The following is a 13,106-nucleotide window of genomic DNA, read 5'->3' on the forward strand; positions in this document are numbered from 1 at the left end:
TCGGTATGACTAAGAAGTATTATCTTGCGCGCCTAGCGGGCTCACGTGTCGATGTCTTGGCGAAGCTTCCAGGATCGGTTGCCAAGCAGACAGCGATGGGGTCGGTGTTGTTGACGACCGCGGGTTTTGCGGCGATCTCGGCTGCGTACGCGTTGTCTATCACCGGTATCGCAACTGGATGGGCGGCCATCGCGGGTGGTGTGGTGTGGGGACTTGCGATTCTCAATCTCGACCGACTCTTGGTGATCGGGTTATCGCACGAGAAGCGAATCGGCCGTAGTTTGATGCTCGCAATTCCTCGGGTCGTGTTGGCGATCGTCATCGGTTTCGTCATCTCAACTCCGTTGATGCTCAAGGTATTCGAGAGTGAGATCGAGACGCAGCTCAACCGCAATATTCTCGCCTCGCAGGAAGAATTGCGGACGGATCTCAAGGATTCGACGTTGAGTTCCGACCTCGCGGACGCGGAGGCGCAACTGGCTCGAATGCGCGCACTAATCAATGCGGGGCCTACCGCCGATCCGGCGGCAAACCCGGAGGTCGGATTGGTGCAGGCGGAGATAGACAAGCTCGGGACGACCGCCTCGAAGCAGAAGGCAGATGCCGACAGTGCGCGCACACGAGCGCTCGCGGAAGAAGAAGGTTCAGCGGGTACCGGGGTGCCAGGATGTGCGGCGTTGTGTCTTGAGAAGAAACGACTCGCCGAAGACGCCGAGCGATTGTGGCAAGACACTCTCGAACAAATGAAGGTCAAGGAGGTCGAGAAAGCCAGCATCATCGAGCGGCTGAAAACGACTCTGTTGGAGGAAAGTACGAAGGCCGTAGCCGACGCGGAGAAGGATTTGCCGACTGCGGAGCAGAGTGTCGAGACGTTACGTTCTCAGGTCGACAGCGCACAGAACGGTTCCTACGCACTTGAACAGGCGAACAAGGGAATTATCGCCCGACTCAAGGCACTCAACGACCTGTCTGGTAGCGACGGAACGGCGAGCATGGCGCACTTGGCAGTGTCTATCCTCTTCATGCTTGTCGAACTTCTTCCGGTTTTATTCAAGGTGATGTCGAATGCGGGAACCCGCACGCCCTACGACGAATTGGTAGAAGCCTTCGAAGAGGAGGAAAAGCGTGATGCGACCGAGGACATCGATACCCGCAAGCGAGTGGCAGAGTTCCGCAGGGACGCCGAATTCGAGGCTGAACGAGATCGCATAGACAAGCAGCAAGAGACTGTTCTGAAAGTCAACGAGACCGTAGTCGCGCATCAAACGGAAGTTGTCGACGACGCTCTCGAGCAGTGGAGCCGTCACGCGAAGCGGGTATCTGCCGAGCGACTGAGGGAATGGGAGAGAGAGCTGGTGGATGGACCACCAGTCCGGCCTGATGGCCACTCCGGCGCCGAAAGTGACCAGTGGAATTCTCGGATTGAAACGTCCCAGCCTGCCGCCGAGCAGACTGCCACGATGTGGCCGTTGGCTGCGACAGGACCAGTAGTGCTCGACAAGCCGCATGCTTCTTCATCCATCGGCACTGCCAGTCGAGTGGGCGGAAGCTACCCGCAAAGTCCCGCGCCAGGCGGTGTGTCCGCCGGTCCGTTGCCGCACTGGATGTCCGACACGACGTGGGCTAATGGCCCAGCAGCGCATCTGCAGCCACCGGAGTCGATGCAACAATGATCGAAGATTTCGAGATCGAGACGATGATCCGATCCCACATCGACGTTCGGTCCCTTGCGGATGATGGCATGTCACAGACTTTCGAATACATTGCACAACTGACTGACTGGTTCAGTGACGAGTGCGCCCGTCGGCCAATTTTGTCGGACCTGCTTGCGCTCAGCGTTTCTCGCTTCGGTGGAGGTGCGTCCTTCGACAGTCTCGTGGACTGTGTTTACGGCCATCCAGGGCCAGGGCGCCGAGATAAGGACTTCAGAACCGTGCTGTCAGTCGTTGTCGGTCCGGCTGACTCGATTCTTGCTCGCGCAGGCGATAGTGGGATCGACACGTTGACACCTTTGCTGGTTTGGGTTGTCGGGGACGGCTCGACGGATGCGTTGCTCACGGTGCATGAACGGTTTGATGCCATGACCCGTCGAACTGTGGCGGACGAGTCAACATCCCCACTCATGTTCATGAGTACCTGTCAAACATTGGTTCATCAGTTGGTTCGAGGGTTGATACGCGGTGTTCCCTCCCATCACGATTCTTCGTGTGGCTCGTTGGTAGAAAGCGCTTCGCTGAGTGCTCAGATGCGGGGTGTCGGTTATGCAGTGTCGTGATTGGAGAGATCTGTGGAGAGTCAGGGTATGAAGGTCGATATCGCTGAACTGAGCGTTCTCCGTAGTTTTGTTGCGCCGGACGGGAATCCGTCCAGTGAGGTTAAGGCCCCGAAAGGGGTTGGACGAGGATTTCGCTGTCTTTTCCGCGAATTCGACAATGCACACGGTGGTGCCGTCGCCAATGTTCAATCTCTGATCGATTTTCGACAGAAATTGCCGCAAGCCGAGCGAGCGACGCTCGATGCGCTATTTCTGTGGCCGCTGGCGTTGGTCGAATCAGAAGGTCACACCGTCGGATACCTCACCGCGGTCGTCAAACCACGTTTCGAAGAGCGCGTACGCACTCCGCATTCGGGAGAGGTCACAGTTCCCCGGACACTGGACTGGCTGAACAATCCTGATCATGCACGGGCTGTGGGTGCCTCAGTTGTGGTCGAATCACACGACATTATTCTGCGAGTGGCCTATTGCGCACAGATAGCGCGAGCGATTCATTTCGTGCATTCTCGCGGGGTGGTGTTCGGCGACATCGGTCCCTTACAGGTGGTTACAAGTGATTCACCCATCGACGTGATGCTGGTCGGAACAGAGTTCATGCGTGTCGCGGGATTCTCTGGAGAGCAACAGAGGGTGCATTCAGTGGGCATGTGCCCGCCTGAATGTGCCCGCGGGCAGACTGTGCACGACATTGGCACTGATCGATTCAAACTTGCCGCGTTGTTCCGCCGCATTCTCGGTGAGGCCGAAGAGAGTCCGGCGCCTTTGTTCTCGCTGGGCGCCCGGATCGACAATGAGGGAATCGGTATGTTCGACCGAGGACTCGGGACAGACCCTCACGCTCGACCGTCGGCTTTCGAATGGTACTCGTATCTGTATTCCCAAACTGTCTCACATTCTGCCCCTCCGGTGATCGAGATGTTCGAGGTGCTTCCCGAACACGGGTTGCGCTATCAGTCCATCGAAGTCACTTGGCGCGTTAGGGGGCATCGACGGCTGAGTCTCGAATCGCCATGGGGTGAAGTGCATGCGCTCGGAATTGGTGCGTCGCGGCACCGGCTGACGTTGAAGCAATCCGGTCAGTTTCGTCTCGTAGCTTCGAATGGTCACGGTACGACTGAGCAGTCGACCGATATCGTGTACGCCTTCGATCCGCCGGCAGTTAGATTTGTCGAAGTTCCGGAATTGGGCGACATTGCGACGGCGATGACGGGGCTCGATTCGACGTTCCTCGCGAAACAGGTTGTGCAAGGCCCCGAGTTCAACTGGCTCGACGGAAGTTTTGGTGCAGTGGCCCTCCCAGAGCTACCGCGACTACCAGAACTTCCACAGTTCGATTCGGTGGAAGTTCCACTGCGCCAGATCGATTGGGAAGGACTGACCTCCGTCGTCGATCACGCAATGCGTACCGCCGAGAAGGAAGCCCGCTACGGCAACGCTGGTTTGTTGCTTCTTCGGCGGCGGGCCGGTGTGTTCTTCAGCCGCGCGAGATCACTCGTCGCGACAGTCGCCACCGCCCGTCTTCGAGTTCGAACTCGTCGGCGTAACTCCCGACGCCACTGAGCTTGGGAATTGTGGTCGTGTCGACGTAGAACGTCCACACCGCATCCACGCGGGCTGTAGTTTCCGAGGTCACGTCCACGGCGATCGCCGTGGTGACGTGGCGTGTGAATGTGCCCGGGCCTTGTATCCCGGCCGCCCGACGCTCGCGTACTCCAGCAGCAATTTCTTCACGGCCACGTCGTACCTGTGCGGGGATACTGCGATCGGGATTAGCGGGCATGTTCCATTCGGCCTCGCGGGTGAACTGCTCCACGTAAGCCTCGACCGAGCCGGTATCGGCAAGATGCGCGATCCGAGCGAGCGTTGAACGAATCTGTTCGGCAGGGCCCTCGGGTTGCATGCTGTCCTCCGTAGACGTGGGTGCGGCAGGTCGCACGCTACAGCTCATGACGACAACGACGACGGCCTCGTCCCAGTGAGCGGCAATATTCTCCGACGAGGGAGCGGAGAACTTTGAGATCACCTCGAGTTCAACCGTATTCGAGGCCGCAGCGTCAATGATTGAGTGTTCACAGTAGGCAGCGCCATGACGACTGCCGTGCCCGCAGGCTTGACCGACTCACAGGAGATCGCCATGTCCGTCACCGAACTCGAACGCGTTATCCAGACCCCGGAGCAGATCTACGCTGCCGGCGGAATCACCGTCCACAAAGTGGGCGAGCTGATCGGCGCCCGTATCGACGGCGTCTATCTCTCCGGGGACTTGTCCGAAGAGACCGCCTACGCGATCAACTATGCGCTGGCAGCGCACAAGGTTGTGTTCTTCCAAGGGCAGCAGCATCTCGACGACACGTCGCAGTACGAATTCGCCGGAACCCTCGGCACGCAGACCACCCCGCACCCGACGGTGAAGTCCAGGGGCGACAAGCTGTTGGTGCTCGACCGCGCCGCCAACAGTTGGCATACGGACGTGACGTTCGTCGACCGCATCCCGAAAGCCTCGATTCTGCGAGCGACGACCATTCCCGAGTACGGCGGAGCGACCACGTGGGCGTCCACCACCGCTGCATACGACCAACTGCCGCCTTCACTGAAAGTCTTCGTCGAGAATCTGCGGGCCGTTCACACCAATGCCTACGACTACGCCGAGGTCGCCAACCAGGCGAACCCGGTAGATGCGCAGCGCCAGGCCTACTACGCCGAATTCACCCGTGAGATCTACGAGACCGAACACCCGGTGGTGCGTATCCATCCGGCGACGGGGGAGAAGACCCTCCTGCTCGGTCACTTCTTCAAGGAGTTCGTTGGGCTCAAGCCGTCGGAGTCGGTCGCTCTTTACCAGATCCTGCAGGCACGAATCATCAAGTTGGAAAACACTGTTCGATGGAACTGGACGGCCGGCGACCTGGCGATCTGGGACAACCAGGCGACTCAGCATTACGGGATCGCCGACTACGGAACTCAGGCACGCAGTGTGCACCGAGTGACATTGGCCGGCGACGTCCCCGTCGACGTCCACGGCGAGCAGAGTCGAATCCTCCAGGGTGACGCCGCGGAGTATTCGATCATCGCGGACATCGATCGGCTTCCCGGCTTCGCCGCGAACTGATCAGTCGTGCTGCGGGTGATCCGGCGGGAACATCTGTCCCCATGAGTGACTGCACGCTCGGCACGTCCATTCCGGGGTGTCCGGTCCCACGACGCAGCCCGTTCCGGCGAGCCACGGTAGGTGATCGAACGGATGGACCGGCATCCCCGGGGCACACTGAGCGGTTCTGTGTGCACCGCACTGCGGGCACAGTGGATTCTTCGACCGCATGTAGTCGATGAAGTTGGTGTGCCCGGAAGTGGCCATCCTTCCGGTGCATTTGCGGCACAGGACTGCTGGGTAGTCGTCCCCAAGTTCGGCCCGCCTGAAGATCCGTGGTGCGGAATGAAAGTGAAGGCGATCGCCGCTGTTGAACTTTCGCAACGGCATCGGTGAGCTGCAACCGGTGCAGTCTCCGCGCTCGTTCATCAACGTTCGGGCGTGGGCAGCCGTGGACATCGGATCCAGTGTGTCGATGTCGCCGATGTCGCCGATGTCGCCGATGTAGGGCGCACCGTAGGACTGGACGGCCGTGAGAATCCGGTCGGCCAGTGCGTCGTCGACCGGCCCTGGATCCGTGGGAAAAGTGATGGACCATCGTTGTTCGAGTTCGGGAACGACGGGTAAAGAGCGGAGCGCGCTCACTTCTTCGTCGACTTCCATCCGCGACGTGCCGTCGAACGGCGCAGCCACGGTCTCGATGCAGAGCACCGTGCGAGGAGTGGTGTCGAGAACAGTGATCACCAGGTCACCGATGGCCATCTTTCCGTGCATGATCCAGGGATCCACACGTGCTCTGGGTTCGAGAAACGCGACTACGGCATCGATCCAGGGCGTGCCGAGTGCGATGAATACGTGTTGACCGGGGCTCCGCGTGATCATCGGACGATTCTCGCAAGGGCTGCCGACAACGTCAGGCTTTGACCACCTTGCGCCCCAGCAGCGATGCAACCAATCCGTCGACGAAGGTCGCCTGACGGCCGAGAGGATCGGAAGCCGCCGCTGCGACGCTTCCGATCGACATCGATCTCGTCAGGCCGGTCTCGCTGATGAATTCGGCGGCCAGGTGCGCTTCTCGGAATGTGAGGCCGCCCAGATGCGTCGTGTCGTCGACGCCGAGAACACGCCCGTCGATGATGTCCATGTCGAAGTGGACGTGGACACCGTTCACGCCCTGACCCGCCGCGGCGAGGACACGAGGCATCAAGGCCGCCATGCCATGACGATCGATCTCGTCGATCGTCACCAGCAACACCCCGTACTCGTCGAGTGCGCGCTTGTGATCGACCGTGGCGTTCTTGACCCCCACCAAGACGGTGTTCTCCAAACTGGGGCCGTGCAGATCCGCCGCGGACGACAGCAATTGCTCGATATCGCCGTGGGAGGCGAAAATGATTGCACCCAAATCGGTTCCGGGTTCGGTGGCGATCGGAATTCTGGTGTTCTGCCAGGCCTCGGAAGTGAGCCACAGCGGCAACGTCGTGAGATCCGCGGCAGCGTTCTCGGCTTGGATGCAGTTGAATCCGATTCCGGACATGTCTTCGCGTAGACCGTGATCGAGGAGATGGCGTGCCAGGCCGGCAGTTTCGAGGTCGATCAATTCGACGGTTGCATTGGCGTCGATCGGTTCGGTGCCCAGGACATAACGCTTTTCGACGTAGGGCGACGTCATCGCCATCAAGAGCGCGCCGTAATCGATCGTGAAGTCGACCGTGCCACCCAGTCGGTATTCGTCACCTGTTTCTCCGGCGTCGACGAGGAGGTGATCGCTGCTGGCACTGATCACCTTCAGGCGCGGATCGATCGGGGTCAAGCCTTCCGGCGAGATGTCTTCGCGGCCGATGGACAAGATCAGGCGTCGGCTCGGCTTGTCCTCGTTGTCGAAGACGGGGCGTCGGCCGAATGCGTCTTCGCCTGAGACTCCATACGGCCGCGACGGCTTGACCTTCGCCTCGATGATGTCCGCGGTGAGAGTGAAGGCATCGTTGTTCAGCAGTTCGTACAGTTTGGGGGGAGTAGGTGATTCGGCCAGTACGATGCTGGCGCCCAAACGCAGATGGTTGATCCCCTCGGGCATCGTGCCCGTCTCGAGTAGTGGCAGTGAGAACGTATTGCCGCCGGAAACGATCGGCAGTTCGATCGAGAACCGCTTCGTGATTTCGTCGGCTAGGTAGACCAGATTCGACAGGTTGTCGACGGTCGGTTGGATGCCACCGACGCACGCGAGGTTCGCGCCGATTCCGATCAGTCTGATGCCCTCGATGGGAAGGATTTCAGCGACTACGTCCAACGCCTCCGCCGGCAGGATTCCTTCGCGGAGATCTCCGAGGTCGATCATCAGCACGATGTCGTGGACGACTCCTCGCGTTTGTGCTGCTCTGCCCAGAGCAGCAATCGTCGTCAACTCGGAGTTGAGGCTGATGTCCGCGTAGCGGATCGTGTCGTCGATCTCGTTCAGCGACGGTGCGCGGATCAGCATCAGGGGAACGGTGATGCCGTCGCGGCGAATGCGGGCCAGGTTGTCCAGGCGGGAGTCGGCGATCTGCGTGACGCCGCCGCGGACCATTGCTCGTGCCACTTTGGGGGAGCCGCACGTAGATTTGCTGACACCGGCCACCGATATACCGTGAGCGCTGGACGCCTCGACGAGGACGCGCGCATTCTGTTCGATACGACGCAGGTCGACGGTGATGGTCGGTCCGGTCATGATCTCCCCGTTTTCTCCGAAGGCGGTTCACGATCCGGGCATTCCAGACCGGACGGTTGGCGTGAGCTGGACAACTTTGCTCCAACTGTTGTGTCACAGGACACTTACGTGCAGTATGAGGATACAACAGTTTCCTACCAGGCACTCTAGAGGAGCGTCGATGGCTACTCTCGTCAAACACGTACTTCGGCGCAAGCCGGCTTTGCAGATAGACCAGGAGACCGGCGCAGATACCAACGGCGGTGAGCTGACCCGCAGTATCGGTTTGGCGCAGTTGTCCATGTTCGGAATCGGTGCCACGATCGGCACCGGTATTTTCTTCGTCCTCTCGCAGGCGGTCCCGGTTGCGGGTCCGGCAGTGATCATCTCCTTCGTTGTTGCCGGTGTCGTCGCGGGACTCACAGCGATTTGTTACGCGGAGTTGGCCGGAGCTGTCCCGGCGTCGGGCTCGTCGTATTCCTACGCTTACGCGACGCTCGGAGAGCTTCCAGCCATGGCCGTCGGCGCGTGTCTGCTTCTCGAGTACGGAGTCTCGGCCGCGGCGGTGTCCGTCGGATGGTCGCAGTATTTGAACCAGCTATTGGGCAACCTCTTCGGGTTCCAGATTCCCGACGCGTTGTCACAAGCGCCGGAGCAGGGCGGCATCATCAATCTGCCCGCAGTGATCCTGGTGTGCCTGTGCGGTGTTCTGCTCATCCGCGGCGCCAGTGAATCAGCCAAGGCCAACGCCATCATGGTCTCGATCAAACTCGCAATTCTGTTGCTCTTCATCGTGGTCGGCATCGCCGGATGGAACAGCAATCACTTCGCCGACTTCGCACCGTTCGGATTCAGTGGCGTCATGTCCGCCGCCGGAATCATCTTCTTCTCGTACATCGGCCTCGACGCCGTGTCCACCGCCGGCGAGGAAGTGAAGAACCCTCGTCGCAATCTCCCTCTCGCGATCCTCATTGCACTCGTGTCCGTCACCGCGATCTACATCGCCGTCGTCGCCGTGGCGATCGGTGCACAGGATTCCACATCGTTCGAAGGTCAGGAAGCCGGACTGTCCGCCATCCTCGAACAGGTGACCGGATCTACCTGGCCGGGAACACTTCTGGCCGCCGGTGCGGTGATCTCCATCTGCAGCGTCACGCTCGTGGTCATCTACGGTCAGACCCGTATCCTGTTCGCGATGTCACGCGACGGCATGATTCCGTCGATCTTCCACAAGGTGAACCCGCGGACTCTGACGCCGGTGCCCAACACCATCATCGTCTGCGTCGTCATCAGCATTCTGGCCGGTTTCATTCCGATCAACTTCCTCGCCGAAATGACCAGCATCGGAACCCTGGTGGCCTTCCTCGTGGTCTCGATCGGGGTCATCATCCTGCGGCGCAGTGACCCGGACCTTCCGCGCAGCTTCAAAGTTCCCGGCTATCCGGTGACGCCGATCCTCTCGATCCTGGGCTGCCTGTGGATCATCAAGGACCTCCGAACCGTCACGATCTACGTGTTCCTCGTCTGGGTGACCGTCGCGATCATCTGGTACTTCGCCTACGGTATGAAGCACTCGCGCCTCGGTGCGAAGAACCGCGCCGAATTGGGATCGGAGTCCGAGTCATGACGCTGCTCGCGGGATACGCACCCGACGGTGACAGTTCCGGAACCGTCCATCTTGCAACGCTGTTGGCGCGCTCGTCCGGTGAACCGCTGGTGATCTGCGCGGTGATTCCCTCGCCGCCACCGCCCGGGATGGCGCGTGTCGACGCCGAATACCACCAGCAGTTGCGAGCCGAAGCCGAAGCGGCACTGGCGAAAGCGCGGGCAGACATGCCCTCCGACGTCGACGTGACCTATGTCGTGCATGAAGCTCAGTCGACGTCGAGTGGCCTGCTCGATCTCGTTCACGAGCACGAAGCCAAGATGATCGTCCTGGACTCGTCCACAGCCGGGGTGTTCGGCCACGTGGCTCTCGGCAGCGTCACCTCCCGCTTGCTGCACAGCTCCGACGTCCCGGTCGCGCTGGCGCCGAGGGGATTTCGAACCAAGCCCGGTGAGGTGGTTCGCCGCGTCACCGCCGCATACTCGGGCACACCCGATCAGGACGACCTGGTGCTCGCCGCCGCGACCGTGGCTGCGCGTGTCGGTGCCGGACTCAGATTGGCGGCGTTTGCAGTTCGTGCGAACGCGCAGTACACGACCACGCTCGGGACAGAGGGGGACTCACCGGTCATCTCCGAGTGGGCCGAGGTGGTCGAGCGCGAGACCAACGCTGCCTTCGAGAGAGTGCGTGCACTGCCCGAAATACCTGACGTCATGGAATCGGTTATCAGCCATGGCCGTAACTGGGCCGAGGCGCTCGAGGGCGTCGAGTGGGATCGAGGTGACGTTCTGACGGTCGGCTCGAGCAAGGCAGGTCCACTGGCCCGGGTGTTCCTCGGCAGTCGGGCAGCGAAGATCGTGCGGTACTCGCCGGTTCCGGTGGTGGTGGTCCCGCGATCCGCGTCGACCCGAATAGTCGATCAGGCCGAAGCGGAATAGAGATCAGGGCCGACGAGCGGAGTGCTTGTCGGCCCTGATCTTTCAGACGGAGCGAGCGAAGAGCGCGGGCTCGGAGCCGGGAACCTGAGAGACCTGCTCTCGGGCAACCAGATGGCGAAGGTGAGCTGCGCCCTCGGACAACGCCATCGTCTTTCCCATCGGGGAGATCTCGGCCCACGGCTTGTACCACTTCATCTTTGCCGCGACGTCCCACACCGTGAGCTTGTCGTCGGCGAACTCCTGCAGCAGGTGATCGAGTCGTTCCTGGTGGTGTTCGATCAGCTCGCCGGCGCGACCTCCGACGTCGTCGATCGGAATGCCGTGAGCGCCGAGACCGCGGGTGATGTTCATGTTCTGCACCCGTGCGAGCGAGTCGAGGAAATCGGCGAGGGCGTCACGCTCGTCGAGTGGGTACACGAAGTTGCCGACGTGTGGGGTTGTCTTCTGCAGGACGTGGTCGCCGGTGAACATGACGTCGGCGTCGTCGAGGTAGAAGCAGACGTGGCCAGGCGTGTGGCCGGGGGTGTAGACAACGCGGAGGCCGCGGCCGGTCAGTGCGATGATCTCGTCGTCCGCGAGAAGGCGGTCGGGAGCGGACTCGGGGCCCACGGGAGACTCACCCGCGGCAGTCAACCGGAAGGCATCGCGGTCGGCTTTCGGGGCTCCAGCGCGTTCCATGTTCTCGAGTTGGTATGCCATCCACTCGTCGTCGCGTGCAGTCGACATCTGATCGAACAGGTAGTGGTCGTCCTCGTGCATCGCGATCCAGGCGCCGGACGCCTCGCGGACCCGGCCGCACAGTCCGGTGTGGTCCGGATGGAAGTGCGTGACTACGACGCCCTCGATGTCGGTCACCGAATGCCCGATCTCGGCGAGCCCCGCGTTTAGGCCTTGCCAGCCGTTGTCGTCGCCCCAACCAGCGTCGACCAAGATCAGTCCGCCGGGGGATTCCATGGCGTAGACGAGCGTGTGGCCGAGCGGGTTGTCCGTGATCGGGACAGGAATCTGGAATATGCCATCACCGATGGCTGCCGCACCGTTCATATCAAGTACCTCTTAACGATAAGGGAACGCACTCTTAGTACTTCATGTTTACCGTGCGCTCGATTGGTCGGTGACACAGGTCCTGCCTGGCGGGAGTTCGGCATGATTTCGGTCGACTTCGGATCGGCGAGAGTTTTATCGACTGGGTGGTCTCTTCTGGTTGAAAGATGTTGCTGATTAGTAGATTTCGCACGTTGGTTGCATTGGGAGCGTCGGTCGGTTGGTGGATCCGTCGAGGAACCGCGCACTAGCCTCCAAGGGACAGGCGCGCTGTGCGGTTATCGAGAAAGACGGGTCATGCGTTTTCAGGTTCTGGACATCATTTTCAACCCACCCCATCCAGTGACCGGCGAGGAAGTTGCCCCGTCCGATCGGCTCAACCGCGTCGTCGAACTGGCGGTTCTCGCCGAAGAACTGGGTATCGATTCGTTCTCGGTGGGTGAGCGCCATGCCGGGCCGGTTCTTTCGTCGGCGCCAACCGTCGTTTTGGGGGCGATTGCGCAGGCCACGGACAGAATCCTGCTGTCGACAGGTGTCACGGTCCTTTCGCTACTTGATCCGATCCGAGTCGCCGAAGATTTCGGAACCATCGATCAACTCAGCCGGGGACGCCTCGAGATCGTGATCGGCAAGGGCAACGAGGTTCTTCAATACCCGCTCCTCGGTCTCGACATCGCCAAGCAGTACGAGTACCTCACCGAGAACTACGAACTCCTCAAACTGCTGATCAGCGAGGAAAACGTCAAGTGGGTGGGAACGCACCGGCCTTCGCTCGAGGACGCGACGACGCTACCGCGTCCTTTCGACGGCCCGTTCCGTATCTGGCACGGATCGGCTACCTCGTTCGAGGCCGTCGAACTCGCGGCGAAGTGGGGCGACCCCATCGTCACCGCCAACGCCTTCCAGCCTCGTGAGAACTACAAAGTGCTGATCGACCACTACCGCGAGCAGTACCTGGCGTACGGACATGACCCGGCCAAGGCGTATGTCGGTTCGGGTTCGGGCGGATTGTTCCTCGCCGACACGACCGAGCAGGCCATCGAAGAGTTCCGTCCGATCTACGAAGGCGCCGTTGCGCAGGCCGACAAACGCAAGCACGATCCCAAAGCTGTCGGGAAGTCGACGAGCTTCCGGACCATCGAGGAAGCCGTCGACCGCGGGCCGGCGTTGGTCGGGTCTTCGGAGCGGGTCGCCGAGAAGATCCTCGATTATCACGAGAGTTACGGCCACGATTTCCAATCGGTGTCGGTCAATCACGTGCTCGACTTCGAGCAGCAGAAGGACACGTTGCGCCGTTTTGCGGAGGAGGTTATCCCGCTGGTGAAGGCCGAACTGTCGACGACGCTGTGGACCTCGGTCGACAAAGATCGGGCGAAGGGTTTCACCGCCGTCGACTGAGCGGAGAAGCCTGACTGTCGGGTAAGCAGGTCCGGCGCTGCGACGGCTCACAAGCTGCAGTAACTTGTTAC

General features: G+C 60.8%; 11 protein-coding genes. 7 read left to right on the forward strand and 4 right to left on the reverse strand.

The window, feature by feature from the left end:
• Window positions 1–5: 5 nt before the first annotated feature.
• From ABWI03_RS23285 to ABWI03_RS23295, 3 genes are read left to right on the forward strand one after another with little or no spacing between them, the layout of a single operon-like run.
• Entirely contained in the window at window positions 6–1,673 is a 1,668-nt protein-coding gene (locus ABWI03_RS23285; protein WP_298772960.1) for a DUF4407 domain-containing protein, read from the forward strand.
• The gene (locus tag ABWI03_RS23290) at window positions 1,670–2,275 is read left to right on the forward strand and encodes a hypothetical protein (RefSeq protein WP_298772962.1); all 606 of its coding nucleotides are present in this window, start codon (window positions 1,670–1,672) and stop codon (window positions 2,273–2,275) included. The genes ABWI03_RS23285 and ABWI03_RS23290 overlap by 4 nt, the downstream gene beginning before the upstream one ends.
• A 27-nt stretch (window positions 2,276–2,302) precedes the next feature.
• Window positions 2,303–3,835 (forward strand): serine/threonine-protein kinase, encoded by a 1,533-nt coding sequence (locus ABWI03_RS23295; RefSeq protein WP_353798883.1) that lies wholly within the window; start codon window positions 2,303–2,305, stop codon window positions 3,833–3,835.
• Here the strand turns inward: ABWI03_RS23295 and ABWI03_RS23300 are convergent.
• Window positions 3,750–4,298 (reverse strand): nuclear transport factor 2 family protein, encoded by a 549-nt coding sequence (locus ABWI03_RS23300; RefSeq protein ID WP_298772965.1) that lies wholly within the window; start codon window positions 4,296–4,298, stop codon window positions 3,750–3,752. The two genes, ABWI03_RS23295 and ABWI03_RS23300, sit on opposite strands and share 86 nt — an antisense overlap.
• A 111-nt stretch (window positions 4,299–4,409) precedes the next feature.
• Between ABWI03_RS23300 and ABWI03_RS23305 the strand changes: the two genes are divergently transcribed.
• A complete protein-coding gene (locus tag ABWI03_RS23305; RefSeq protein WP_298773160.1) occupies window positions 4,410–5,384 on the forward strand; it encodes a TauD/TfdA dioxygenase family protein in 975 nt (324 codons plus the stop codon).
• On the opposite strand, the gene ABWI03_RS23310 is transcribed toward ABWI03_RS23305, so the two are convergent.
• Entirely contained in the window at window positions 5,385–6,245 is an 861-nt protein-coding gene (locus ABWI03_RS23310; RefSeq protein ID WP_298772967.1) for a hypothetical protein, read from the reverse strand.
• Window positions 6,246–6,276: 31 nt separating this feature from the next.
• Window positions 6,277–8,070, reverse strand: a complete 1,794-nt coding sequence (locus ABWI03_RS23315) for an alanine racemase (RefSeq protein ID WP_353798884.1) — start codon at window positions 8,068–8,070, stop codon at window positions 6,277–6,279.
• A 160-nt stretch (window positions 8,071–8,230) separates the two neighbouring features.
• Between ABWI03_RS23315 and ABWI03_RS23320 the strand changes: the two genes are divergently transcribed.
• Complete coding sequence (locus tag ABWI03_RS23320) at window positions 8,231–9,676, forward strand: amino acid permease (RefSeq protein WP_298772971.1); 1,446 nt, start codon at window positions 8,231–8,233, stop codon at window positions 9,674–9,676.
• The gene (locus ABWI03_RS23325) at window positions 9,673–10,593 is read left to right on the forward strand and encodes a universal stress protein (RefSeq protein WP_298772973.1); all 921 of its coding nucleotides are present in this window, start codon (window positions 9,673–9,675) and stop codon (window positions 10,591–10,593) included. Before ABWI03_RS23320 ends, ABWI03_RS23325 begins: the two co-directional genes overlap by 4 nt.
• A 42-nt stretch (window positions 10,594–10,635) precedes the next feature.
• Here the strand turns inward: ABWI03_RS23325 and ABWI03_RS23330 are convergent, their stop codons facing one another.
• Complete coding sequence (locus ABWI03_RS23330; protein ID WP_095971500.1) at window positions 10,636–11,637, reverse strand: MBL fold metallo-hydrolase; 1,002 nt, start codon at window positions 11,635–11,637, stop codon at window positions 10,636–10,638.
• A 297-nt stretch (window positions 11,638–11,934) separates the two neighbouring features.
• On the opposite strand from ABWI03_RS23330, the gene ABWI03_RS23335 reads away from it, so the two are divergent.
• The gene (locus tag ABWI03_RS23335; protein WP_221742702.1) at window positions 11,935–13,035 is read left to right on the forward strand and encodes an LLM class flavin-dependent oxidoreductase; all 1,101 of its coding nucleotides are present in this window, start codon (window positions 11,935–11,937) and stop codon (window positions 13,033–13,035) included.
• Window positions 13,036–13,106 lie beyond the last annotated feature (71 nt).

Origin of the sequence: Rhodococcus baikonurensis (genome assembly GCF_040489275.1) — a bacterium.
Classification (GTDB): Bacteria; Actinomycetota; Actinomycetes; order Mycobacteriales; family Mycobacteriaceae; genus Rhodococcus_F; species Rhodococcus_F baikonurensis.